A 23727-nucleotide genomic window follows, 5' to 3' on the forward strand; every position below is an offset into this window, starting at 1 on the left:
GCATGGCGGCGATCGAACCAACCCCAACGACAGGGACGGCCAGCGAGGTCTACCGCGCCTTCTGGCGCTGGCACTTCTACGCCGGCCTTTTGGTGCTGCCGGTGCTGATGCTGCTGGCCCTGACCGGCGGGCTCTACCTGTTCAAGGACGAGCTGACGGCGATCGTCCACCGGCCGCTGGTGGTGGTCGCCGACAGCCCCGCGACGACGCCGGTCGCCACCTGGATCGCCAACGCCGAACTGGCCTCGGGCGGCAAGGTCCGGCGGCTGGTCGTACCGGCGCGCGGCGACCGCTCGGTCCAGCTGGAGATCGACACCGACGCCGGACCGCGCACGGCCTATGTCGATCCCCACACCGGCCAGGCCCTGGGCGTCACCGCGCCCGGCGGCCTGATGGGACTGGTCAAGCGGCTGCACAGCCTCGACATCGCAGGACCAGTCGCGAACCTGCTGGTCGAGGTCGCCGCCGGCTGGGCGATCGTGCTGGTCGCCACCGGGGCCTTCCTGTGGTGGCCGCGCGGCCAGGGCGGCGGGGTGGTGACGGTGCGGAGCCGGCCCGCCAGGCGCCTGTTCTGGCGCGACTTGCACGCGGTGACCGGCGCCTTCGCGGGGCTGGTGATCGTGTTCCTGGCCGCTACCGGCATGCCGTGGTCGGCCTTCTGGGGCAAGGAGGTCCGCCAGATCACCACCCACGCCGGCTGGGGCCGTCCCAAGCCGCCGGTGGCCGAGGGCCATCACGCTGGCGCGCCCGCTCCCGCCGCACCCGCGGAGGGCGTCCCTTGGGCGCTGCAGACCCACGCCGCGCCCGCCTCCATGGCCCGTCACGCCAGCCTGGACGTCGATGCGATCGTCGCCAGGGCCCGCGCCGCGGGCCTGACCGGCGGCTTCACCCTGACCCTGCCCAAGGGCCACGGCGGAACCTGGACCGCCGCCTACATGCCCGACAAGGTGGAGGCGACCCGCGCCGTCTATCTCGACGGCGGCGACGGCCGGGTGCTGGCCGACCTCGGCTACCGCGACTTCGGACCGGCGGCCAAGGTCATCGAATGGGGCATCGCCGTGCACCAGGGCCAGGAGTTCGGCCTCGCCAACAAGCTGGTCATGCTGGTCGGCTGCGTCGCCGTCTGGCTGCTGGGCGTCTCGGCCGTGGTCATGTGGTGGAAGCGGCGGCCGAAGGGTCGCCTGGCCGCCCCGGTTCCGCCGGCCCGTCGCGGCGCCTATCTGGGCCTTCTGGCGGTCGTGCTGCCCCTGGCCGTTCTCTATCCGCTCGTCGGCGCCACGCTGGCGGCGGCGCTGATCCTCGACCTCGTCCTGCGGCGGCTGTCCCCCGCGCCGCGTCTCGGAGCCTGACTATGAAAGCCTTCGCTCTTCTTCCCCTCGCCGTCGCCGTCCTGGCGAGCCCCGCCCTGGCCGCCCCCGCGCCGAAGGTGGCTGTCGCCGACGCCTGGTGTCGCGCCGCTCCGGCCGGGGCCCTGGCCGGCGGCTGCTACGTAACCCTGACCGCAGGCGCCGACGACCGCCTGGTCGCCGTCGAGACCCCGGCCGCCAAGCGCGGCGAGATCCACACCATGTCGATGGACGGCGGCGTCATGCGCATGCGCAAGCTGGCCGACGGCCTCGCCCTGCCCGCCGGCAAGGCCGTGGCCCTGAAGCCCGGCTCCGAGCACCTGATGGTCATCGGCCCGAAGATCGCCCTGACGGCCGGCGCCAAGGTTCCCCTGACCCTGAAGTTCGCCAAGGCCCCGCCGGTGACGGTCCAGGCCCAGGTCCGCGCCGTGGGGAACCGCTGATGCGCGCGCTCGCCTTGACCCTCGGCCTCGTCGCCGCCAGCGCCCTGCCCCTGGCCGGCTGCGGCCAGAAAGACCCGGCGCAGGCTCCGCGCTCGACGATCCAGATCGGCGGGCCGTTCAACCTCGTGGACACGAACGGCAAGCCGGTCACCGAGAAGAGCCTGCTGGGCAAGCCGACGGCGATCTTCTTCGGCTTCACTTATTGCCCGGAGGTATGCCCGACGACCATGGCCGACATGACCGCCTGGCTGAAGGCCCTGGGACCGGACGCCGACAAGCTGAACGTGGTGTTCGTCTCGGTCGATCCCGAACGCGACACCCCCGCCCAGCTGAAGCTCTACCTGTCGAACTTCGACCACCGCATCCAGGGCTTCACCGGCGCGCCTGACGAGATCGCCAAGACCGCCAAGGCCTATCGCGTCTACTACAAGAAGGTCCCGCAGGAGGGCGGCGAGTACACGATCGACCACTCGTCGGCGATCTACCTGTTCGACGCCAAGGGCGGCTTCGTCGAGCCGATCGCCTACCAGTCGCCGCCCGACCGGGCGGAGGGCCAGCTTCGGCGACTGCTCGGAAGCTGAGCCCTTCCAAGGGCGGCCATGGCTTCCTACCTGCGCTTGGAACAAGACGGGAGGACGTCATGGCCGCCTTCGAACTGGCCCAGGTCAATATCGGCCGCCTGAGGGCGCCGATCGACGATCCGGCGATCAGGGACTTCGTCGACAATCTCGACCGCATCAACCAGCTGGCCGAGGCCTCGCCCGGCTTCGTCTGGCGGCTGAAGGGCGATGGGAACAACGCCACCGACCTTTCCGTCGGCGGCGATCCGCTGGTGATCCCCAACCTGTCGACCTGGACCGACATCCCGTCGCTGGGCGCCTATGTCTACCGCTCGGCCCATGTTGAGATCATGCGGCGGCGGCGCGAATGGTTCGAGCCGGCGGAGGGCCCGCACCTGGCGCTGTGGTGGGTTCCGGCCGGTCATAGGCCCACGGTCGAGGAGGCGGTTCAGAAGCTGGCCCTGCTGGCCGCCCATGGCCCGACGCCCGCCGCCTTCACCTTCCGCCAGCCCTTCCCCGCCCCGGCCGGCGAGACGGTCGAGCCGGTGCTGGACGAATGCGCGTGACGTTTCGGCCTTCCGGCGCCTGACATTCGATCCGAACGGTGCTACAGGCCCGCGCCATGAAAGCCGCCGTCGTCGTCTTCCCGGGTTCCAACTGCGATCGTGACTGCAAGGTCGCCGTCGAACGCTCCACCGGCGCTCGCGTCGAGATGGTCTGGCACCAGGAGACGGCCCTGCCGGACGACCTGGACCTGATCGTCCTGCCCGGCGGCTTCTCCTACGGCGACTACCTGCGCTGCGGGGCCATGGCCGCCCAGAGCCCGGTGATGCGCGAGGTCGTCTCGGCCGCGGGCAAGGGCGTGGCCGTCGTCGGCATCTGCAACGGCTTCCAGGTGCTGACGGAAGTCGGCCTGCTGCCCGGCGCCCTGCTGCGCAACGCCAAGCTGAAGTACATCTGCAAGCCGGTCGACCTCGACATCGTCAACGGCCAGACCCGCTTCACCGCCGCCTTCGGCGAGCAGCGCGACGCGGTGATGACCGTCGGCAACGGCGAGGGCAACTTCTTCGCCGACGAAGAGACCCTCGACCGCATCGAGGGCGAAGGCCAGGTGGTGTTCCGCTACAAGGAAAACCCCAACGGCTCGGCCCGCGACATCGCCGGCATCGTCAACGCCGGCGGCAACGTCCTGGGCCTGATGCCCCACCCCGACCGCTCGTTCGACGCCGACCTCGGCTCGGAAGACGGCGCCATCCTGTTCCGCAGCGTCTTCCAGAGCGCCTGAGGCTCCAACCGCCCGCCGCCCACGAAAAAGGGCCGGCGGAGCGAACGCCGGCCCTTCCTCCGATGGAGCGCTGCTAGCGCCCTGCTAGATCAGCGTTCGCGGTCGCGATCCGGCTGATTTTCCTGGCCGCCCGGGTTGCGGCCCTGTTCGTTCTGGCGCTGCTGTTGCTGCTGGCCCGGGGCCTGTCGCTGCGGGTTCTGCTGCTGTTGCTGCGGATTGCGGGTTTGCTCGCCCATGGGCTTTACTCCTCTTCGTTCCGCGCGCTGCCTGCGCACGAGACAGAAAACGGGCCGAGGACTCGCCGCGTTCCTCCGGCGGAGCTGCCTTAGTTCCTGCTTAGCTAATGTTTTCGCAGATGTTTTCGCGCCATGCGTCAGAGCGCGGAGCGGATGTCGGTATGGGTGAAGTCGTCGCCCTTGTAGAGCAACGGCGCGTCCAGCGACCTGGCGAGGGCATAGGAAAAACAGTCGCCCAGGTTCAACCGCGCCGGATGGCGACCTTTGCCGAAGGTCATCGCCGCCTCGATCGCCAGACGCGCTTGCGGCCGATCGACATCGACGATCTCGATCCCGAGCATCTGCAGATCCCTGTCGAGTTCGTGCGAGACAATCTCCGGCACGAAGACCTTGGCGTAAACGTGGGCGGCCTCGACCATGCTGGCGGCGGACATCGCCTTGCGCGGTTGGGCGAGCAGGATCGGGAGGAAGACCTCGCGCTCAGGTTCTCTCAAGACGATGGCCGCCAGCGCCGACGTATCGACGACGATCAACGCGGCAGGCCCTGCTCGTCATACATTTCGGCGTCGATTTCCGCCGCCGTCTTTTCGGAGATCCGAGGTCGCGCATCGACCTCACGCAGCCAGGCCTCGATCTCGGCATATCGATCGGTCTGCGCCTGCGGCTCCAGCCCCAACGCCTTCAGCGTATCGGCCAAGGCGTTGTGGATCGCGTCGGTCAGGCTGACGCCCGTGGCCTCGGCCACCTGGCGCGCCAGGGCTTCCGTCTCGGCCCGCTTGATGCTGATGCCCATTCTAGAACCACCTTCAGCTTTCTAGAATATAGCGGAATCCCCCCAGCCGCGCTAGAAGGCGCGCCCATGAGCGCACCCTCCACCGCCCCCGCCAAGTCCATGGCCGATACGGCCGCCGAATTCGGTCTGAAGCCCGAGGAATACGCGGTCGTCCTCGACCGCCTGGGCCGCGAGCCCAACCTCGTCGAGCTGGGGGTGTTTTCGGTGATGTGGTCCGAGCACTGCTCGTACAAGTCGTCGAAGAACCAGCTGAAGAAGTTCCCGATCAGCGGCCCGCGGGTGATCTGCGGTCCCGGCGAGAACGCCGGCGTCATCGACATCGACGACGGCGACGCGATCATCTTCAAGATGGAGAGCCACAACCACCCGTCCTACATCGAGCCCTACCAGGGCGCGGCGACGGGCGTGGGCGGCATCATGCGCGACGTCTTCACCATGGGCGCGCGCCCCATCGCCCTCCTGAACGCCCTGCGCTTCGGCGAGCCGGGCCACGCCAAGACCAAGCGTCTCGTGGACGGCGTGGTGGCCGGCATCGCGGGCTACGGCAACTGCGTGGGCGTGCCCACCGTCGCCGGCGAGACCAACTTCCACAAGGGCTACAACGGCAACATCCTGGTCAACGCCATGTGCGTTGGCCTGGCCAAGGCCGACAGCATCTTCTACTCGGCCGCCCCCGGTCCGAACCTGGCGGTCGTCTATTTCGGCTCCAAGACCGGCCGCGACGGCATCCACGGCGCGACCATGTCGTCGGCCGAGTTCTCGGAGGATTCCGAGGAGAAGCGCCCGACCGTGCAGGTCGGCGACCCCTTCGCCGAAAAGCTGCTGATCGAGGCCACCCTCGAACTGATGGCCACCGGCGCCGTCGCCGCCATCCAGGACATGGGCGCGGCCGGCCTGACCTCGTCGTCGGTCGAGATGGCCGGCAAGGGCGGCGTCGGCATCGAGCTGAACATGGACATGGTGCCGCAGCGCGAGACCGGCATGTCGGCCTACGAGATGATGCTGTCGGAAAGCCAGGAGCGCATGCTGGCGGTCCTGAAGCCCGGCCGCGAGCAGGACGGCCACGCCATCTTCGAGAAGTGGGGCCTGGACGCCGCCGTCATCGGCTACACCACCGACACCGGCCGCCTGGTGCTCAAGCACCACGGCGAGACGGTCTGCGACGTGCCGCTGGCCCCGCTGTTCGACGACGCGCCGCTCTATGACCGCCCCTGGACCGAGCCCAAGGTCGACGCCCGCCTCGACCCCGGCCACGTGCCCGCCCCCGAGAACTGGGACGAGGCCGTGCTGAAGGTCATCGGCTGCCCCGACATGGCCTCCAAGCGCTGGCTGTGGGAGCAGTACGACCGCCACGTGATGGCCGACACCCTGGAAGACAGCGCCACCGGCTGCGACGCCGGCATCGTGCGCATCCACGGCACCGGCAAGGCCGTGGCCGTGACCAGCGACTGCACCCCGCGCTATGTCCAGGCCGACCCGTACGAGGGCGGCAAGCAGGCCGTCGCCGAAGCCTGGCGCAACCTGACGGCCGCCGGCTCGCTCCCGATCGCCATCACCGACAACCTGAACTTCGGCAGCCCCGAAAAGCCCGAGACCATGGGCCAGATCGTGCGCGCCACCGACGGCATGGCCGAGGCCTGCCGCGCGCTGGACTTCCCGGTCGTGAGCGGCAACGTCAGCCTCTACAACGAGACCAACGGCGTCGCCATTCCGCCGACCCCGACCGTCGGCGCCGTCGGCCTGCTGACCGATTTCGACCTGCGCACGGGCTTCGGCAACGTGGCCGAAGGCGACACCCTGGTGCTGATCGGCGAGACGCACGGCGAGCTGGGCGCCTCGATCTATCTGCGCGAGATCCTGGGCCGCGAGGACGGCGCCCCGCCGCCGGTCGACCTGGCGGTCGAGCGCAAGAACGGCGACTTCGTTCGCGGCCTGATCGGCTCGGGCCTGGTGGCCGGCGTGCACGACCTGTCTGACGGCGGCCTGCTGGTCGCCGCGGCCGACATCGCCCTGGCCAGCAAGGTCGGGATCACGCTGAACGCCAGCAGCCACGCTCACGCTCACCCGTATCTCTTCGGCGAGGACCAGGCCCGCTACCTGCTGGCGACGCCCGATCCGGACGCCCTACTGGAAGCGGCCAAGGAAGCCGGCGTGCACGCCAACATCGCGGGCGTGGCCGGCGGCGAGGCCTTCGCCTCGACCGACCTGTTCTCGATCCCGCTGGCCAAGCTGCGCGAGACGAACGAAGCCTGGCTGCCCGCGTTCATGGGGTAAGGTGAAAACCTCGCCCTTCGACAAGCTCAGGGTGAGGTTTTCACTCACCCTCGGCGCTGAAATGGTCCTCATCCTGAGCCTGTCGAAGGGCGAGGACCACGCGCCTTTCGCTAAAGGAAAGCCATGCGCCTGCCGCTGATCGCCGCCCTGCTGCTGTCCCTGACCGCCTGCGCCCCGACGGCTCCGCCGCCGGGGCCGGCGCCGATCGCCCAAGGCGACAGCGTCGAAGCCTGCGCGGCGCGCGGCGGCCAGATCGAGACCGTCGGCCGCCGCGGCCTGCCGACCTGCGTCGTGCCCTACGCCGACGCCGGCAAGGCCTGCACCAGCGGCTCGCAATGCCAGGGCGGCTGCGTCCTCGAGGGCAATCTGGAAAGCCGCGACGAACCGGTCACCGGCCAGTGCCGTCGCTCGAACGTGCAGTTCGGCTGCTACGCCAAGGTCGAGAACGGCCGCGCCACCGCGACCATCTGCGTGGATTGATCTGAGGCGAGGCCGGCGGCTCCGCTTGCAAATCGCCTGCGCGCCAGTCCATCTTGAGTTGAAGTCGGGCACATAGACTCCACCTCGGGAGACGCCCATGCGGTCGATCTGGACTTTTCGAAGCGGCGCGGCCCTCGCCCTGGCGAGCGCCACCCTGGCGACCCAGGCGTGCGCCAGGCCCGAGCCCGATTTCAGCGCCTTCGACCAGACCAGGCTCATCCCGTTCGCCCCCTGGGCCGCCGGCCTGCCGCCGTTTACGGGGCCGCCGACCGTGTCGCTGCGCCTCGACGGACCGCTGGGAAGCTTCCGGCCGCCTCCGGTCGTGATGGACACCGGCTCGACCGGACTGGTGATCTCGGCGTCGGACCTGCCCGGCTATTCCCCCGCCAAGGCCGCCGGCTACAAGCCCGGCTGGGAGTTCCTCAGCAGCAGCAAGCGCCTGTGGGTCGGCCGCTGGATCCCGACGACCGTGACCTTCCTCGACGGGGCGGGCGGCGAGGTCGCGCGGGCGGAGGTTCCGATCCTGGTCGTCGATACCGAGATGCATTGTCCCGGCTACGACGTGAAGGCCGCGCCGGGGACCTGCGCGGCGCCGACATCGACCGTCAGCATGCCCAAGGGCATCGCCTATATGGGCGTGGGCTTTGGCCGGGAAGGCAACGGCCAGTCGCAGGGCACGCCCGACAAGAACCCGCTGCTGAACCTCACCGCCTTCGACGGCCGGCCGATCGCGCGGGACTCGTACCGCAAGGGCTATGTGGTGACGCGCGAGGGCGTGCGCGCGGGCCTGACCCCGGCCGTCGCCGCCGGCTTCCGGTTCGTCAAGCTGGGCGCGCCCGGCCCCGGCGGACCGCTGGACTGGCCACAGGCGCCGATGAGCGTCGCGGCCGGAAACCAGCCCGACCAGCCCGGAGCGCTGCTGATCGATACGGGCATCCCGACCATGTACCTGGGCGTGGCCGATCCGGGCGCCCTGCGCACGCGCACCGAGACCAACAACAACGACAAGGTCCCGGCCAAGGTGCTGGCGCCGGGCGAGACGGTGCGGCTGACCGTGCCGACCCGGCCGGCCACCACCTTCGCCTTCACGGTGGGCCGGCCCGATCCCGCAGCACCCACCCAGGTGCTGGTCAACTCGCCGATGCCCACGGCCTTCGTGAACACCGGCCGCCACATTCTGCGCCGCTACGAGGTGCTGTTCGACGCCGACGGCGGCTGGTTCGGCCTGCGCCCGACCGGCGACGAGGCGGGACGCTAAGCTCGCCTCAGCCCTTGGCCGGACGGCGGCGGCGCGGCACGCGCACGGTGGCCTCGCCATCCATGACCACGTCGTCGCCGACCAGGGCCGAGCAGGTCAGGGTCACGCGCGCGCTTTCCTGATCGATGGCCGCGACGGTGATGCGCGCGGTGACCACGTCGCCGATCCGCACCGGCCGGTGGAAGGCCAGGGTCTGGCTCAGATAGATCGCGCCCGCGCCCGGCAGGATGGTGCCGACCACCGCCGAACCGAACGACGCCGACAGCAGGCCATGGGCGATACGGCCGCGATAGGCGGTCTTGGCGGCGAAGGCTTCGTCCACGTGCACCGGGTTGAAGTCGTCCGAGGCTTCGGCGAACAGCTGGATGCGCTCTTCGGTGACGGGGACCTGCTTCTCGGCGGTCATGCCGACGAACAGTTCCTCGAGGATGTAGCCGCCGGTGGGGTGTTGCTCGATCATGACGCGGCGTTAGCACGGGTCGCCCCGCGCCGCAAAACCCCTACCGGCCTTCGGGTTCAAGCGCGCCAGGGTTAGGTGTGTGCGGCTAACCCGCCCGGGCGCGCGCAAATGCAAAAGACTAGAGCCCGCTAGCGGGCTCTAGGACGCGCTGGGCGGTTGGCCGATCAGTTGAGCGCAGATCGCCTCGGCGAGGGCGGCGTCGCGGGCGGCGATCGCGTCCGCCATCCGCCGGTGCAGGACGACGTCGACCATCTGGTCGTCGGGCGCCTGCTTCTCCATCTGCCAGATCCAGAAGCGGGTGGCGGTGTTCTGCAGGCTGACGACGAAACGGGCCAGGGTCGGGTTCTGGGTGGCGAAGGCCACCGCGCGGTGGAAGGCCAGGTCCATGGCCAGCATGGCCCGGAAGTCGCCGGCGGCGATCGCCTCTTCCGCACCGTCGAAGGCGCCGAGAATGGCCGGCAGGTCGGCGGGGCGATGGTTCCGGGCGGCCAGGCCAGCGGTCCTGGCCTCCAGCATCAGCCGCACCTGGAAGGCGTGCTCGATCTCGGCCACGTCCAGCGGGGCGACGATGGTGCCGACGCGGGGACGGCGCACGACCAGCCCCTCGATGGCCAGCCGTCCGAGCGCGTCGCGCACGCCGGCCAGGCCTCCGGCGTAACGGGCGGCCAGGGCCTTTTCCTCCAGCACCTGCATGGGCGCCAGGTCGCCCAGCAGGATGTCCTGCAGGATCAGCTCGTACAGCCGGGCCTTCTGCAGCCCCGGCGACCAGGCGCCGTGCGGCTCGACGCTGTTGCGCGGCCCCTTCATCGCGGCGGTGGCGGATGGTCGGTCATGCTTCGCAGTTAAGCCAAAAGGCCCCGACCGTCATTCCCGACGGGGTCTAAAATGTAAGAGACGCGAACGGCGATGCTGGCTTGGAAAGCCGCCGATCCCGTCATCTATAGGCGGCCGATGACGGCCCCCTCCCCTTCCCCTGAGCAGATCGCGACGGCTTTCCGGCTGGCGCTGGACGCCGCCGACCGCTTCGTCGGCGCCACCGCGCCCAACCCGCCGGTGGGCTGCGCCGTGCTGGCGGCGGACGGCTCGGTGCTGGCCGTGACGGCCCACGAGGCGGCGGGCGGGCCACACGCCGAGGCCGCCGCCCTGGCCGCCTGCCGCGCGGTGGGACGGCTGGACCAGGTCCACACCGTGGTCGTCACCCTAGAGCCCTGCAACCACCACGGCGCCACCCCGCCCTGCACGGAGGCGATCCTGGCCAGCCCGGCGCGAGCGGTCTGGTACGGCGCGAGCGATCCCAATCCGACGGCGGCCGGCGGAACCACGCGACTGGCGGCGGCGGGCCTGGCCGTCCGGCCGATCGCCGACCTCGCTCAACCCGACGCCGGCGAACTTCGCGCCCGCGCCCTCCGGCTGATCGCGCCGTTCGTCGCGCGACTGACCAAGGGCCGACCGTGGCTGACCATCAAGCAGGCTCTCGATATCAAGGGTTCGATGATCCCGCCGGCTGGAGCCAAGACCTTCACCTCGGAGGCTTCCCTGACCCTAGCCCACGACCTGCGGCGGCGGGCCGACGCGGTGATCACCGGCTCCGGCACGATCCTGGCCGACAGCCCGCTGTTCACCGTCCGCCGGGTTCTGGACCCGCGCCGCAAACCACGCCGCCTGGCCATCCTCGACCGCCGGGGCCGCACCCCAAGCGCCTATCTCGACGCCGCCCGCGCGCGGGGCTTCGTCCCCAGCCTGCACGGCGACATCCCCCAGGCGCTGGCCGCCCTCGCCGAGGACGGGGTCATGGAGGCCCTGGTCGAGTGCGGCCCGACCCTGCTGGCCGCCTTCCTAGAAGCCGACCTGTGGGACGCGCACCTGATCATTCGCCAAGGCGCGGACGGCGACGCCGTCACCCGCGTCCTGGCCTAAAGGAGGAGACCCGATGTTTTCCGGAATCGTCGAGCGTCTGGGCGAGGTGACCGCCGTCGAGACGGTCGCCGACGGCGCCGTGCGCCTGACCCTGCATACCGGCTTCCCCGACCTGGCCCTGGGCGAGAGCGTGGCGGTCAACGGGGCCTGCATGACCATCGTCGCCAGCGACCAGAGCGGCCGCGCCGAGGTGTTCGTCAGCGCCGAGAGCCTGGCGCGCACCAACCTCAAGGCCCTGGCGGCCGGCGGCTTCGTCAACCTGGAGCGGGCCGTGACCCTGGCCACCCGGCTATCGGGACACCTCGTCCAAGGGCATGTCGACGGCGAGGCCCGCGTGGCCTCGATCGTCCATGAGGACGGCGCCTGGAAGACCCGCTTCGACCTGCCGGCCGCCCTGGCGCCCTATTGCGTCGAGAAGGGCTCGATCGCGCTCAACGGCGTCAGCCTGACCCTCAACACCGTCGAGCCGGTCGAGAACGGCCGCTTCGCCGTCGGGGTGACCCTGATCCCCCACACCTGGACCCACACCAACCTGCAGCACGCCGCGCCCGGCGACCCGATCAATGTCGAGGTCGACGTGCTGGCCAAATACGTGGAGCGGCTATGTCACGCCTCCCTGAACGCCTGAGCGTAGCGCTGAAGCGCCTCGAGACCGGCGGCATGATCGTCCTCGTCGACGACGAGGACCGCGAGAACGAGGGCGACCTGGTGCAGGCCGCGCAGTTCTCCGACGCCGCCGCCGTGGCCTTCATGGCCAAGCAGGCCAGCGGCCTGATCTGCCTGGCCATGGACGCGCCGCTGATCGATCGCCTAGGCCTGCCGCCCATGGTCGCCGACAACCGCACGCGGCGCAGCACGGCCTTCACCGTCTCGATCGAGGCGACGCTGGGCGTCGACACCGGCATCTCGGCCGCGGACCGGGCGCGGACCATCCAGGCGGCGGTCGCCGCCGACGCCTCCCCCGCCGACCTCGTCTCGCCCGGCCACGTCTTCCCGCTGCGGGCCGTGCCCGGCGGGGTGCTGGCCAGGGCCGGCCACACCGAGGCCTCGGTCGAGCTGGCGCGGATGGCCGGCCTGACGCCGGCGGCGGTGATCTGCGAAATCATGAACGACGACGGGACCATGGCCCGGGGCGACGACCTGGCCGCCTTCTCGGCCCGTCACGACCTGCCGATCCTCAGCATCGCCGAGCTCCGCGCCTACCTGATCGCCGCCGATCCGCCGGTCGAGGCCGTGGCCAGCGCACGCCTGCCCACCCGCCACGGCCTGTTCGAAGCCCGCGCCTTCCGCAGCCGCCTCGACGGCGGCGAACACCTGGCCCTGGTGCGCGGTCCCCTGACCAGCGCGCCGCTGGTGCGGGTGCATTCCGAGTGCCTGACCGGCGACGCCTTCGGCTCGCGCCGCTGCGACTGCGGCGCCCAATTGGAAGCGGCGCTGGCGGCGATCGATGCGTCGGGCAACGGCGTGCTGGTCTATCTGCGCGGCCACGAGGGTCGCGGCATCGGCCTGGCCAACAAGATCGCCGCCTACGCCCTGCAGGACGAGGGGCTGGACACCGTCGAGGCCAACCACGCCCTGGGCTTTCCCGACGACGCCCGCGACTACGGCCCCGCCGCCGCGATCCTGCGTTCGCTGGGGATCGGCGAGGTTCGCCTGCTCAGCAACAATCCGCGCAAGGCCAAGGCGCTGGAAGGCCTGGGCGTCGCCGTGCGCGAGACCCTGCCCCTGATCGTTCCGCCCGATCCGCTGAGCGCCGGCTATCTGGCGACCAAGCGCGCCAAGCTCGGGCACCGCCTTTCCGTCCCGCCTTCGAGGATCCCCGCATGACCGCTCCCCGCTTCGCGATCGCCATCAGCCGCTTCAATCCCGAGGTCACGGGCGGCCTGCTGGCCGGAGCCCTGGCCGAGTTCGCCGAGCGCAGCGCGCCGGTCGCGCAGGCCGACATCTTCGAGGCCCCCGGCGCCTTCGAGCTGCCGCTGATCGCCCAGGCCCTGGCGCGGACGGGCCGCTACGCCGGGATCGCCTGCCTGGGCTGCGTCATCAAGGGCGACACCGCCCACTTCGAGTTCATCAGCGCCGGTACGGCCTGGGGCCTGGTCAGCGCGGGCCTGGCCACCGAGACCCCGATCGCCTTCGGGGTGCTGACCACCTACACCGACGAACAGGCGCAGCTGCGCAGCCGCGACGACGCCGGCAACAAGGGCCGCGAAGCGGCGGCGGCCTGCGTCGAGGCGGCGACGACGTTGCGGGCGATCCGGGCGGCGTGAGGCCTCCCTCTCTTCCCGTCATTCCCGCCCTCGTGGCGGGAACCCCTGGTTCCGCTTGCACGTGCGGCGCCAGCGGATCGCTGGCGATCCGCCCCATCTGCACTTGCGGCTGACAGAGGGGTTCCCGCCACGAGGGCGGGAATGACGGGAGAATAGAGAGAATAGAAGGCCTACGCGTAGGTCACGTTCTCCAGCGAGAACACGAACGGCTTGGCGTCGTGGCCTTCGCCGCCGCCGGTCATGACGATGTCGGCGCCTGCCATGCCGATCAGGTTGATCTCGGTGTTGACCTGCTGGACGACGGCGCTGGTCAGCGGCTCGCCTTCGCGCACCTGCGAGACCGCGCCGATCCAGATCGTCGGCTTGAAGGTGAAGATCACCTGGCTGCCGGGAAAGAGGGCGCGGGTCTGGACATAGGGCTTGCCGGCCCGGAACACCGTGACCCCGACCGAGCCCTGGGCCAGCTGGTTGATCACCCCGAAGGCCTCGGGCGAGGTGGTCTGGTCGGTGAGCTGCAGGCTCTCGCCAGAGGCCGTGCTTACCACCGTGGCCACCTGGCCGTTCTCGATCGCCAGCTGCGGCGAGACGTTGCCCCAGGCGTCGATCACCCCGATCGTCACCGCCGCCGGCCAGACGAAGGGATGGCTCCATCCGGGCGCGCAGTTCTGGATCACCAGCCAGGCGGACGAGGCCTCGTCGGCGGCCGGGGTCACCGGCTTGCCGAACACCAGCACCTGGGTTCCGGGGCCGCCGTTGGAGCGGTTGACGAAGTTGAGCTTCACCTCCGGGCCGGTCGAGGCGGCGGTCGCCGTCAGGCTCTCGGGCTGAGCCTCGGCCTCGGCCGGCGCGGCCGGGGCGGGCGAGGCGGCGACATCCTCGGCCAGCGCCGAGATCGCGGCCGGATCGGTCGCGCCGTTGGCGCTCTTGGCGGTGATGGTCTCCATGGTCGTGCCTCCCCGACGGCGATTTTCCGCAATCGAAGATAGCATACAACCGAAGCGAAAGCCGTCGGCAAGATCGCCGTTTCAGTTTCGGCGGCCCAGGGCCTCGATCAGCGCCAAGCGCGCACGAACCGCCTCGCCCGCGGCCGGGCCGGCGCCATAGGCGAAGGCCGATCCGTCGATCGGCTTGCCGCTGCGGGCGTCGACCACCACCGGCTCGGCGGTCTGGCCCGTCTCGCGGTCGACCAGGCAGCTGGCGATCCCTTCCTTGGCGAGATGGCGGTTGCCGAAGGCCAGCAGCGCCGTCAGCACCGGACCGAAGTCGCGGCCCATTTCCGTCAGCACATATTCGTGGCGCACGGGCCGATCCTGGTAGGGCCGCCGCTCGAGAAAGCCGGATTCTACAAGCGCCCCGAGGCGCTTGGTCAGAATGTTCGGCGCGACCCCGAGGCTCTTTTCGAAGGCGTCGAAACGGGTGAGGCCGTGAAAGGCGTCCCGCAGGATCATCAGGCTCCAGACGTCGCCGACGCGTTCCAGCGTGCGGCCGACGGGGCACTGTCCAGGATCGAAGGCGCGCGTGGTCATGGAGGAAAGATAGGGCCTCGCTAGCAAAATGAAAGCCGGTCACTTGCAATTCGAAAGCAACTTGCCATCTGCAAGTCACGCCGGGCCGAGCGCCGAGGCGACAACCATCCCGAGGGGATAGAGACCATGAGCAAGCAACAGTTTCCCGGCGCGGCCCTGGTGACGGGCGCCTCCACCGGCATCGGCGCCACCTATGCCGACCGCCTCGCCAGGCGCGGCCACGACCTCGTGCTGGTCGCCCGCGACGCCAAGCGCCTCGCCGACCTGGCTGAACGCCTGAAGGCGCAGACCGGCGTCAAGGTCGACGTCATCCAGGCCGACCTGACGAACGCCGCCGACCTGGCCCGCGTCGAGGCCCGGCTGCGCGACGACGCGTCCATCGACCTCCTGATCAACAACGCCGGCGCGGCCCTGGCCGGCGACTTCGTCGACCAGGACCTCGACAAGGTCGACAACCTGATCCAGCTGAACGTGGTGTCGGTGACCCGCCTGGCCCACGCCGCGGCCGGCGCCTTCAAGGCCCGCGATCGCGGGGCGATCGTCAACATCTCGTCGGTGGTCGGCCTGCTGCCGGAGTTCCGCTCGCCGGTCTACGGCGCGACCAAGGCCTATGTGACCTACTTCACGCAAGGCCTGCGCAGCCAGCTGCCGGACAGCGTAAAACTGCAGGCGGTGCTGCCCGGCGCCACCCGCACCGAGATCTGGGACCGTTCGGGCGGCGGCGGCACGGCGGCGCTCGATCCCTCGACCCTGATGGAGGTCGGCGACCTGGTGGACGCGGCCCTGGCCGGCTTCGATCAGGGCGAGCTGGTCACCATCCCCTCCCTGCCCGACGCCGCCGACTTCGCCGCCTATGACGGCGCGCGGCTGAGCCTGGCGCCAAACCTGTCGCGCGACCGGCCGGCGGCCCGCTACCAGGTCCCCGAACACGCCTGACCCCTGGACGGCGGCGGCGCGGAACGAAAGCCGCCGCCGTCCGCTCCCCCTTCGCCAGCAGGGAGGCGCGCCATGTCCGTCATCGCCAATCTCGACGAATTCATACTGGAGGAGTCCGAGCACGGCATCTTCCTGACGCTCACCGCCGACGACGAACAGACCCTGCGTGTGCGGGTGACTCTCGACGACCTCGAAGAGATCATGGAAGTCATCGACGAGGTGTTCGGCGTCGAGGTCGAGGCGGCCAACGACGAGGAAGACGAGGCCTGAAGAGCCCCCCTCGCTCGCCCGCGAAAAAGATTTCAGACCTGAAAAATATCGCAACGCACGGCTTGCTTGAGCCCGCCCGCAATGCTCTAGGTTGAGGCGAGCGGCGGGGCTCCATCATGTCGGCAAGCCATGACCGCTCTCGTGTGAGTGAGGGGTTTGATGGCGGGTTCGGTGAGGACGCTCAGCCTGGTGCTGGGCACGGATAACGCGGACAACTGGACCGGCGGCGAAACCGCCGACACCTATGCCGGCGCCGATGGCGACGACAAGCTGCACGGCGGCGCGGGCGACGACACCGTCTGGGGCGACAACGGCGACGACACGATCTGGGGCGACAGCGGCGGCGACACCCTGCGCGGCGGCCCCGGCCAGGACTGGATCTACGCCGGCGCCGGCTGGGGCGACCAGGCCGACGCGCCCGACGCCGTCAACACCCTCTACGGCGAAGACGGAAACGACGTCCTGATCGGCGGCTGGGGCAAGGACACCCTCTACGGCGGGGCCGGCGACGACTCCGTGCTGGGCGACAAGGGCGACAAGCTCTATGGCGGCGACGGCTCCGACTACGTCCGTCTCTACTCCGGCGGCGACGCGATCCAGAACGGAACCGACACCGTGCTGGACGGCGGGGCCGGCGCCGACTTCGTCGACATCTGGAACGGTTCGACCATCACCGGGGGCGCGGGCGCCGACAGCTTCGTGGCCATGTCCCCGTGGTACGGAAGCCAGCCGTCGCTCAACGCCGTCATCACCGACTTCAACCGCGCCGAGGGCGACTGGGTCCAGATCACCTGGCGCTTCAGCACCACGCCGGTGGTCTGGCGCGGCGCGGTCGACCAGGGCTTCTCGCTGACCAACGGCCAGACCTTTTCGGCCAGCGACTACGGCTCGACCTATCAGCAGGTCTGGACCTGGATCTCGAACGGTTCGACCTACCTGATCCTCGACGTCAACCGCGACGGCGTCCTCAACACCGGCCCCGGCGTCAATCCCGACTTCGTTGTCGAACTGAAGGGCGTGTCCGGCCTGACCGCGAGCGATTTCGGCGCCTCCACCCTGACCGCGATCAACGGCACGACCGAGGCCGACACCTTCAACGGCACGTCCGGCGTGGACGTCTATTACGGGATCAACGGGGCCGACCAGCTTCACGGCGGCGGCGACGCCGACGTGCTGTACGGCGACAACGGCAACGACAAGCTGTGGGGCGAAGGCGGGGCCGACAAGCTCTATGGCGGCGCGGGCGACGACATCATCTACGCCGGCCTGGCCGACGCCGAGGTGTCGGGCGGCTCCGGCAACGACGTCATCTACATCGCCCAGCTGGGCGCCAACAACGGCGCGGCGGAAACCCGCCAACTGCAGGAAATCGTCGGCGGCGCGGGCGCCGACCGTTTCGTCATGGGCCCCTACTTCTGGGGCTCGGTGCTGGTGCTGTGGGGGCACGAAAACCGCTACGACGCGCTGAACTCCGACATGGACGCCCTGGACCTGTCGGGCGCCAGCGGCTTCGTCCAGGTCAATCTGACATCCAGCGCCGAGCAGCAGACCGGCATGGGCCTGGTGTCGCTGAACTCGATAGAGTCCGTTCAGGCCGGCGACTACGGATCGACCCTGATCGGCAACTACAGCGCCAACAGTCTGCTTGGCGGGGCGGGGAACGACCACCTCGACGGCGGCTTCGGCGCCGACTTCCTGATGGGCGGCCGGGGATCGGACACCTATGTCGTCGATGACGTCGGCGACATCGTGCTCGAGGCGGCCAACGCGGGCGACGACAAGGTCATCTCCCACACCGACTGGACCCTGGGCGCCAATCTGGAGACGCTGATCCTTTCCCAGGAAGGCTGGGGCTTCTACGGCGCCGGCAACCAGCTGAACAACGCCCTCCTCGGCAACAGCTACGACAACAGGCTTTCGGGCGCCGGCGGCGCGGACTGGCTGAGCGGCCAGGCCGGCGACGACACGCTCGACGGCGGAAGCGGCGACGACCGGCTGGAAGGCGGCGCCGGCAAGGACATCCTGTTCGGCGGGGCCGGCGCCGACGTGATGATCGGCGGCGCGGGCGACGACCTCTACCTGCTCGACGACCTGACCGACACCATCGTCGAACAGGCCGGCGAGGGCGAGGACCAGGTGATCGCCGCGTTCTCCTACACGCTCGGCGACCACTTCGAGCAGCTGATCCTGACGGGCTCGGCGGTGCGGGGAACCGGCAACGCGCTGAACAACGCCATCCTCGGCAGCGGCCTGGCCAACAACCTGTTCGGCGGGGCCGGCGCGGACTGGCTGAGCGGCCAGGCCGGCGACGACCTGCTGATCGGCGACGACGGCGACGACCAGCTCGAGGGCGGCCTGGGCGCCGACTGGCTGGACGGCGGCGCCGGCGCGGACATCATGGCCGGCGGCGCGGGCGACGACGGCTATGTCGTCGCCGAGGCGGGCGACCGGGTGATCGAACGCCCCGGCGAGGGCTACGACCGGGTGTTCGCGTCGGTGTCCTGGACCATGAGCAGCGGCGTCGAGCAACTGGTCCTCAGCGGCTCGGCCGTGGAAGGCCTGGGCAACGAGCTGAACAACGCCATCCTCGGCAACGCCCAGAACAACATCCTGTTCGGCGGGGCCGGCGCCGACTGGCTGAGCGGCCAGGACGGCGGCGACGTGCTGAACGGCGGCGACGGCGAAGACCGGATGGAAGGCGGCGCGGGCGACGACCGGCTGATCGGCAGCTACGGGCAGGACGTGATGATCGGCGGAACCGGCGACGACGAATACTTCGTCAACGACGGCAACATCGTCATCGAACAAGCCGGCGAAGGCTACGACCGGGTGTTCTCGTCGGCGGCCAGCTATGTGCTGGGCGAGAATGTCGAGGACGTGATCCTGACCGATGGCTTCCACGCGACCGGCAACGCCCTGAACAACGCCATCCTCGGCAACGGCTACTTCAACAGACTGGTCGGCGGCGCCGGCGACGACTGGATCAGCGGCCAGGGCGGCGACGACACGCTGGACGGCGGTCTAGGCGCCGACATGCTGATCGGCGGAACGGGCAACGACGAGTACTCTGTCGATGACCTCCGGGACGTCGTGGTCGAGCAGGCCGGCGAAGGCGTCGACACGGTGATCTCGTCCGTTTCCTGGATCCTCGGCGACAACCAGGAACAGCTGATCCTGACGGGCGCGGCGGTGAGCGGAGCCGGCAATGCGCTGAACAACGCCCTGTCGGCCAACGACCAGGACAACCTGCTGTTGGGCGCCGGCGGCGACGACTGGATCTATGCCGGGGCGGGCGACGATTTCATCGACGGCGGCAGCGGCGACGACTGGCTGACGGGCGGAAGCGGCAACGACACCCTGGTGGGCGGCGCCGGCGACGACACCCTGTTCGGCGACTCGGGCGCCGACACCTTCGTGGCCTCCGTGGACAACGGCTACGACCGTATCGTCGGCTTCGACGCCGGCGACAGGATCGACGTCAGCGCGCTGGTCGCGGCCGGGATCACCTGGAACATCCAGATGATCAGCGACCAGGGCATCCAGATCGCCTTCTCGAACGGCGGCGGCATGTGGCTGCAGAGCTTCGCCCTGCCGACGCTGTCGTCGGACGGCCTGTTCCTGGTCGCCTGACCGTCCGCCCCGCCCGCCGATCGCGGGCGGGGCGACGACCTATCGCGCGGCGGCCGCGGCGATCTCGTCCAGCCTTGCGTCGAACGCCCGGCTCGCCTGCACCACCGTCGCCACCGAGCCCTTGAAGAAGGGCTGGGGGATGGTTTCGAAGTCGTCGGTGGGCTTGTGGTACTCGAGATGGTCCTCGACGCCGAAATAGACCCACGGCACGCCCTTCTCGGCGAAGGCCCCCTGGTCGGACTGGAAGGTCCAGTTGTTGTCCTTGCCGTCGGCGTCGGTGTCGTGGCCCTGCTTGAGGGTCACGGGCGCGGTCTTGGCGACCTCGTCGAGGATGGGTTTGAGGAACGGCTGCGGCCCGGCCCCGGAGACGTAGAGCTCGCCCTTGGCGTTCTTGCTCAGCATGTCGAAGTTCACCGCCAGGCCGATGTTCGCCAGCGGGATCGAAGGTTCGGCGGCGAAGGCCTTGGCGCCGCGCAGGCCGCTCTCCTCGGCGTCGAGGGCGACGATCAGCACGTCGTGCCTGGGCGGCTTTTCCTTGAACGCCTCGGCCACCGCCAGCAGGCCCGCCACGCCCGAGGCGTTGTCGTCGGCGCCGTTGTAGATCTGGCCGTTCCTGACCCCGATGTGGTCGTAGTGGGCGGTGACCAGCAGCACCTTGCCGCCAGCTTCGCTCCCCTTGATGCGGGCCACGAGGTTGACGCCGGTGACCACAACGCCGTCCTTGCGGGTGAAGCGGAACGGCCGCTCGAAGCCCTCGCCGATCGGCGACAGGCCGACGCCCTTGAAACGCTCGAGGATGTAGGTGCGGGCCAGTTGCGCGCCGGGCGAGCCGACCGCCCTTCCCTGCATGGCGTCGCTCGACAGGATCCTGACGTCGTCAAGCGCCAGGTCGCCCGGGCCGGCCAGCGCGGGCCCGGCGAGGCCAGCGAGGCCGGCGAGAGCGGCGGCGAACACGAGCGCGGAGGGGGCGGTGAAAAACGGACGCATCAAGGCTCTCGGTTACCTGTCTTCGGCTCGCCCGGACGCCGAAGCGGCGGGCGCTTCGAAGGTTTGATCATCCGGCGCCGGATCACGCAACCGACGGCGGCCGGACGGGGCGGCGATCATCGACCGCCTCCCGCGAAATCGTTCGGCCCCGCCTCGCGGATCCAGCGGTAGTCCACGACGTGGTCTTCGCGGAAACTGCGGCGGGCGGCCTCGCGGACCGCTTCTGGTCCGTCGACGGCGCAGCCGGAGGCCTCCACCGAACGCACCCCGGGCCAGGGCGGCTCGGCGTCGCCCTCCGACCCGCAGAGAACCATCCACATCCGCAACGCCTTGACGCCGCCGTCGCCCGGATCGCGCTCGACGACCTCGAAGGCCAGATATTCGTATGCGCCTTCGACCTCGGACGGCTGGGCGATGTCGGCCAGGGTTCCCGGCCGCGACGGCGCACCATCCACGAGATGCAGCTGCAGGATCGGAGGCGTCCCGCCCACGATGAGGTGAGGCAGGACAAGCCAGCTATAAGCGGCGGGCCTGACAGGCCGACCTTCCTGGTCGACATCACGGCTCAACTGCAGGATCTCGCCGCCGCGAACCAGGATCGCGTTGTCCCTGGCGCAGGAAGGCCACCGCCCCAGGGGACGCTCGCCGCGAAACCGGCAATTCTCTTCCTTCGAGACCCATAGCCCATCACGCAGGCGCGGCGCGCCGGCGACGTCGGCGAGCCCGAACACCGGCTCCCGCGTGATCATCGGCGTGCATCCGCCCAGCCCCATCGCGATCGCCGCCGCGACCGCAACCCCCAACCACCGCATCACGTCGACCTCACGTGAAATTCACGGATGCGTGAGTGTTGCGTGAGATTGCGTTATCGTCAAGCGGGATCGACGGCGGGCGCTCGCCCCTGCGTCGATTGCACCTGGGCGCGACACCCGCCATATGCGCGATCTTAAGGTTTATCGGGCATCTAGCCCTTCCAAGGATCGGAGACTCCGCCCCATGCCCATGGCGCCCGACGTGCTCGAAGCCCGCCTGAACGCGGCCTTCCCGGACTCCGAGATCGTGCTGACCGACCTCGCCGGCGACGGCGATCACTACAAGGCGCGCATCGTCTCGCCGGCCTTCCGCGGCCTGAACCGCGTCAAGCAGCACCAGATGGTCAACCGCGCCCTGGCCGACGTGCTGGGCGGCGAGCTGCACGCCCTGGCGCTCGAAACCGCCGCCCCCACGGAGTAAGGCCCTTGCGCTATCGTCCGTTCGGCAAGGAAGGCATGGCGATCTCGGCGATCACGCTGAGGCTGGCCGACCATCCGCGCATGAGCGGCAAGGACTGGCGCAGCCTGATCTTCACGGCCCTCGAAGCCGGCATCAACAGCTTCGAGGTGCACGGCTCGTCCAACGCCCTGCTGGAGGGCGTGGGCGAGTCCCTGACCACCATCGAGCGGCGGCTGCTGTTCGTGGGCTGGCGGCTGCGCAGCGGCGGCGAGCTGCTGAGCGCCCAGGCCGCGCACGACACGGTCGACCTGGCCGTCGAGCGCTGCGGCCTGTCCTATGTGAACCTGGTCACGGTCGACGACCCGGGCTCGGCCTTCCCGCCCTCGGCCCTAGCCGCCCTGCAGGGCCTGCGCCAGTCGGGCCTGATCCAGTCCCTGGGCCTGGCCAGCCGCGGCGACAGCCAGGAGCGCCATCTGGCCACCGGCGTGTTCGACGCCCTGGCCGCGCCGTTCAACCTGTCTTCGGGCTGGGCCGACCGCCACCGGGTCCGCAACGCCTTCGGCCGCGACGTGGCGGTGATCGGCGAGGACTTCTGGCCCCAGTCGATCCGCGACCGCGAAGCCAGGCCGATCTTCAAGAAACCGTCGCTGTGGCGTCGCCGCACCGATCCGCTGGCCAATCTGGGCGGCTACGACTTCCTCGACAGCACTCCCGGCTGGACCGGCCAGGAGCTCTGCCTCGGCTACGCCCTGACCGAGCCCTCGCTGGCCACGGTGCAGGTCATCACCCGCAAGCGCGACAAGCTGGAAGCCCTGGCCAGGGTGACCGAGCGCGACCTGCCGACCGGATGCGCCGCCCAGATCGAGATGGCGCGGTTTTCGGCCGAACAGGCCGATGGGGCCAAGCGCCGCGCTTGACCCGGGGCCTTGCGGCGCCTAGCTGAGAGGCTACGCCCAAGGAATTCCCCGTCATGACTGAAGTCGCCGCCTCTCCCGCCATCGAATTCATCGCCAAGACCGTGGCCGAGCACCCGGTGGTGCTGTTCATGAAGGGCGTGCCCGACCAGCCGCGCTGCGGCTTCTCGTCGGTGGCCGTGCAGATCCTCGACCACCTCGGCGTCGAGTTCGTCGGCGTCGACGTGCTGCAGGACGACGAGCTGCGCCAGGGCATCAAGACCTTCACCGACTGGCCGACCATTCCGCAGCTCTACGTCAAGGGCGAGTTCGTGGGCGGCAGCGACATCGTCCGCGAGATGTTCCAGTCGGGCGAGCTGAAGACCCTGCTGATTGACCAGGGCGTGATCTCGGCCTGACCGGGTGAGCCGCCTCTTCGTCCCGCCCAGCGACGCCTATCCCCTGACCTTCGAACCGAAGGCGTCGGACATCGACGCCAACGGCCACGTCAACAACGTGGTCTATCTGGGCTGGGCCCAGGACCTGGCGATCGCGCACTGGGAAGCCTGGGCTTCGGAAGAAGAGCGGGCTCCCTGGAGCTGGGTCGCCCGCCGGCACGAGATCGACTACCGCCGCGAACTGCTGCCGCACGAGGTGGCCACCGGCTATACCTGGGTGGGCGAGCTGAAGGGTCCGCGCTTCGAGCGCTATGTCCGCATCGACGGCCCCGACGGCGAGATGTGCGCCCAGAGCCGCACCGACTGGGTGCTGATAGACATCGCCGCCAAGCGCCCGGCCCGGGTGCTGCCCTGGATGATCGAGCGCTTCACGCCGAAGGGGTGAGGCCTACCGACCGCCCGCATTTCCTTTCTTCCCGTCATTCCCGCCCTTGTGGCGGGAACCCCTGGTTCCGCCCGCACGTGAGGTTCAAGCGGACTGCTCAGCAGTCCGCCC

General features: G+C 69.9%; 28 protein-coding genes. 19 read left to right on the plus strand and 9 right to left on the minus strand.

What is annotated here, in order from left to right; translation table 11 throughout:
* The first annotated feature begins 2 nt into the window (after nucleotides 1-2).
* Genes AC07N1_RS10390 through purQ form a run of 5 tightly spaced genes read left to right on the plus strand, consistent with a single transcriptional unit; the run spans nucleotide 3 to nucleotide 3634 of the window.
* Nucleotides 3-1349 (plus strand): PepSY-associated TM helix domain-containing protein, encoded by a 1347-nt coding sequence (locus AC07N1_RS10390; protein WP_494671731.1) that lies wholly within the window; start codon nucleotides 3-5, stop codon nucleotides 1347-1349.
* Nucleotides 1350-1351: 2 nt separating this feature from the next.
* A complete protein-coding gene (locus AC07N1_RS10395; RefSeq protein ID WP_494671732.1) occupies nucleotides 1352-1789 on the plus strand; it encodes a copper chaperone PCu(A)C in 438 nt (145 codons plus the stop codon).
* The gene (locus tag AC07N1_RS10400) at nucleotides 1789-2370 is read left to right on the plus strand and encodes an SCO family protein (RefSeq protein ID WP_494671733.1); all 582 of its coding nucleotides are present in this window, start codon (nucleotides 1789-1791) and stop codon (nucleotides 2368-2370) included. Before AC07N1_RS10395 ends, AC07N1_RS10400 begins: the two co-directional genes overlap by 1 nt.
* 59 nt (nucleotides 2371-2429) lie before the next feature.
* The gene (locus tag AC07N1_RS10405; protein ID WP_494671734.1) at nucleotides 2430-2915 is read left to right on the plus strand and encodes a DUF3291 domain-containing protein; all 486 of its coding nucleotides are present in this window, start codon (nucleotides 2430-2432) and stop codon (nucleotides 2913-2915) included.
* 56 nt (nucleotides 2916-2971) lie between these two features.
* Nucleotides 2972-3634: a phosphoribosylformylglycinamidine synthase subunit PurQ gene (gene purQ / locus AC07N1_RS10410; RefSeq protein ID WP_494671735.1), complete on the plus strand. Its 663-nt coding sequence runs from the start codon at nucleotides 2972-2974 to the stop codon at nucleotides 3632-3634.
* A gap of 89 nt (nucleotides 3635-3723) precedes the next feature.
* Here the strand turns inward: purQ and AC07N1_RS10415 are convergent, their stop codons facing one another.
* The 3 genes from AC07N1_RS10415 to AC07N1_RS10425 form a co-directional block, all read right to left on the minus strand.
* Nucleotides 3724-3870, minus strand: a complete 147-nt coding sequence (locus tag AC07N1_RS10415) for a hypothetical protein (RefSeq protein ID WP_494671736.1) — start codon at nucleotides 3868-3870, stop codon at nucleotides 3724-3726.
* 137 nt (nucleotides 3871-4007) lie between these two features.
* Nucleotides 4008-4403: a type II toxin-antitoxin system VapC family toxin gene (locus AC07N1_RS10420; protein ID WP_494671737.1), complete on the minus strand. Its 396-nt coding sequence runs from the start codon at nucleotides 4401-4403 to the stop codon at nucleotides 4008-4010.
* Nucleotides 4400-4663 carry a type II toxin-antitoxin system VapB family antitoxin gene (locus tag AC07N1_RS10425; RefSeq protein WP_494671738.1) on the minus strand — a complete coding sequence of 88 codons (264 nt, stop codon included), beginning with the start codon at nucleotides 4661-4663 and terminating at the stop codon, nucleotides 4400-4402. The genes AC07N1_RS10420 and AC07N1_RS10425 overlap by 4 nt, the downstream gene beginning before the upstream one ends.
* 66 nt (nucleotides 4664-4729) lie before the next feature.
* On the opposite strand from AC07N1_RS10425, the gene purL reads away from it, so the two are divergent.
* The 3 genes from purL (at nucleotide 4730) to AC07N1_RS10440 (ending at nucleotide 8675) form a co-directional block, all read left to right on the plus strand.
* Nucleotides 4730-6937, plus strand: a complete 2208-nt coding sequence (gene purL, locus AC07N1_RS10430) for a phosphoribosylformylglycinamidine synthase subunit PurL (protein ID WP_494671739.1) — start codon at nucleotides 4730-4732, stop codon at nucleotides 6935-6937.
* A 123-nt stretch (nucleotides 6938-7060) separates the two neighbouring features.
* Nucleotides 7061-7417: a hypothetical protein gene (locus AC07N1_RS10435; protein WP_494671740.1), complete on the plus strand. Its 357-nt coding sequence runs from the start codon at nucleotides 7061-7063 to the stop codon at nucleotides 7415-7417.
* A 97-nt stretch (nucleotides 7418-7514) separates the two neighbouring features.
* Nucleotides 7515-8675, plus strand: coding sequence for a hypothetical protein (locus AC07N1_RS10440; protein ID WP_494671741.1), 1161 nt, complete (start codon nucleotides 7515-7517; stop codon nucleotides 8673-8675).
* Between the two features lie 7 nt (nucleotides 8676-8682).
* Here AC07N1_RS10440 and AC07N1_RS10445 read toward each other — a convergent pair whose 3' ends face one another.
* Entirely contained in the window at nucleotides 8683-9135 is a 453-nt protein-coding gene (locus AC07N1_RS10445; protein ID WP_494671742.1) for a MaoC family dehydratase, read from the minus strand.
* Between the two features lie 138 nt (nucleotides 9136-9273).
* On the minus strand, nucleotides 9274-9942 hold the full coding sequence (locus AC07N1_RS10450) for a GntR family transcriptional regulator (RefSeq protein WP_494671743.1): 669 nt from the start codon (nucleotides 9940-9942) through the stop codon (nucleotides 9274-9276).
* Between the two features lie 99 nt (nucleotides 9943-10041).
* On the opposite strand from AC07N1_RS10450, the gene ribD reads away from it, so the two are divergent.
* The 4 genes from ribD to ribH are packed head-to-tail and all read left to right on the plus strand — an operon-like array spanning nucleotide 10042 to nucleotide 13319.
* Entirely contained in the window at nucleotides 10042-11052 is a 1011-nt protein-coding gene (ribD, locus tag AC07N1_RS10455; protein ID WP_494671744.1) for a bifunctional diaminohydroxyphosphoribosylaminopyrimidine deaminase/5-amino-6-(5-phosphoribosylamino)uracil reductase RibD, read from the plus strand.
* Between the two features lie 13 nt (nucleotides 11053-11065).
* Complete coding sequence (locus tag AC07N1_RS10460) at nucleotides 11066-11680, plus strand: riboflavin synthase (protein ID WP_494671745.1); 615 nt, start codon at nucleotides 11066-11068, stop codon at nucleotides 11678-11680.
* Complete coding sequence (gene ribB / locus AC07N1_RS10465) at nucleotides 11656-12879, plus strand: 3,4-dihydroxy-2-butanone-4-phosphate synthase (RefSeq protein WP_494671746.1); 1224 nt, start codon at nucleotides 11656-11658, stop codon at nucleotides 12877-12879. The genes AC07N1_RS10460 and ribB overlap by 25 nt, the downstream gene beginning before the upstream one ends.
* A complete protein-coding gene (gene ribH, locus AC07N1_RS10470; RefSeq protein WP_494671747.1) occupies nucleotides 12876-13319 on the plus strand; it encodes a 6,7-dimethyl-8-ribityllumazine synthase in 444 nt (147 codons plus the stop codon). Before ribB ends, ribH begins: the two co-directional genes overlap by 4 nt.
* Nucleotides 13320-13489: 170 nt before the next feature.
* On the opposite strand, the gene AC07N1_RS10475 is transcribed toward ribH, so the two are convergent.
* Together AC07N1_RS10475 and AC07N1_RS10480 are read right to left on the minus strand one after the other, a co-directional pair.
* Nucleotides 13490-14263 (minus strand): hypothetical protein, encoded by a 774-nt coding sequence (locus AC07N1_RS10475; protein WP_494671748.1) that lies wholly within the window; start codon nucleotides 14261-14263, stop codon nucleotides 13490-13492.
* A gap of 81 nt (nucleotides 14264-14344) precedes the next feature.
* Nucleotides 14345-14845, minus strand: a complete 501-nt coding sequence (locus AC07N1_RS10480) for a winged helix-turn-helix transcriptional regulator (RefSeq protein ID WP_494671749.1) — start codon at nucleotides 14843-14845, stop codon at nucleotides 14345-14347.
* Nucleotides 14846-14971: 126 nt separating this feature from the next.
* Between AC07N1_RS10480 and AC07N1_RS10485 the strand changes: the two genes are divergently transcribed.
* From AC07N1_RS10485 to AC07N1_RS10495, 3 genes are all read left to right on the plus strand, one after another.
* Nucleotides 14972-15781, plus strand: coding sequence for an SDR family NAD(P)-dependent oxidoreductase (locus AC07N1_RS10485; protein WP_494671750.1), 810 nt, complete (start codon nucleotides 14972-14974; stop codon nucleotides 15779-15781).
* A 72-nt stretch (nucleotides 15782-15853) separates the two neighbouring features.
* Nucleotides 15854-16051, plus strand: coding sequence for a hypothetical protein (locus tag AC07N1_RS10490; RefSeq protein ID WP_494671751.1), 198 nt, complete (start codon nucleotides 15854-15856; stop codon nucleotides 16049-16051).
* A gap of 159 nt (nucleotides 16052-16210) precedes the next feature.
* The gene (locus AC07N1_RS10495) at nucleotides 16211-19681 is read left to right on the plus strand and encodes a calcium-binding protein (RefSeq protein WP_494671752.1); all 3471 of its coding nucleotides are present in this window, start codon (nucleotides 16211-16213) and stop codon (nucleotides 19679-19681) included.
* A gap of 39 nt (nucleotides 19682-19720) precedes the next feature.
* Here AC07N1_RS10495 and AC07N1_RS10500 read toward each other — a convergent pair whose 3' ends face one another.
* Both AC07N1_RS10500 and AC07N1_RS10505 read right to left on the minus strand, forming a co-directional pair.
* Nucleotides 19721-20668, minus strand: a complete 948-nt coding sequence (locus AC07N1_RS10500) for a M20/M25/M40 family metallo-hydrolase (protein WP_494671753.1) — start codon at nucleotides 20666-20668, stop codon at nucleotides 19721-19723.
* Nucleotides 20669-20784: 116 nt separating this feature from the next.
* Nucleotides 20785-21483, minus strand: coding sequence for a hypothetical protein (locus tag AC07N1_RS10505; RefSeq protein ID WP_494671754.1), 699 nt, complete (start codon nucleotides 21481-21483; stop codon nucleotides 20785-20787).
* 181 nt (nucleotides 21484-21664) lie between these two features.
* Between AC07N1_RS10505 and AC07N1_RS10510 the strand changes: the two genes are divergently transcribed.
* From AC07N1_RS10510 to AC07N1_RS10525, 4 genes are read left to right on the plus strand one after another with little or no spacing between them, the layout of a single operon-like run.
* Nucleotides 21665-21901, plus strand: a complete 237-nt coding sequence (locus AC07N1_RS10510; RefSeq protein ID WP_487287870.1) for a BolA/IbaG family iron-sulfur metabolism protein — start codon at nucleotides 21665-21667, stop codon at nucleotides 21899-21901.
* Between the two features lie 5 nt (nucleotides 21902-21906).
* On the plus strand, nucleotides 21907-22797 hold the full coding sequence (locus AC07N1_RS10515) for an aldo-keto reductase family protein (protein WP_494671755.1): 891 nt from the start codon (nucleotides 21907-21909) through the stop codon (nucleotides 22795-22797).
* Nucleotides 22798-22850: 53 nt separating this feature from the next.
* Nucleotides 22851-23192, plus strand: a complete 342-nt coding sequence (gene grxD, locus AC07N1_RS10520) for a Grx4 family monothiol glutaredoxin (RefSeq protein WP_492855230.1) — start codon at nucleotides 22851-22853, stop codon at nucleotides 23190-23192.
* A 4-nt stretch (nucleotides 23193-23196) separates the two neighbouring features.
* Nucleotides 23197-23616 (plus strand): acyl-CoA thioesterase, encoded by a 420-nt coding sequence (locus AC07N1_RS10525; RefSeq protein ID WP_494671756.1) that lies wholly within the window; start codon nucleotides 23197-23199, stop codon nucleotides 23614-23616.
* The last annotated feature ends 111 nt before the right edge of the window (nucleotides 23617-23727 follow it).

The organism is Caulobacter sp. GW821-FHT09B11, assembly GCF_059418205.1.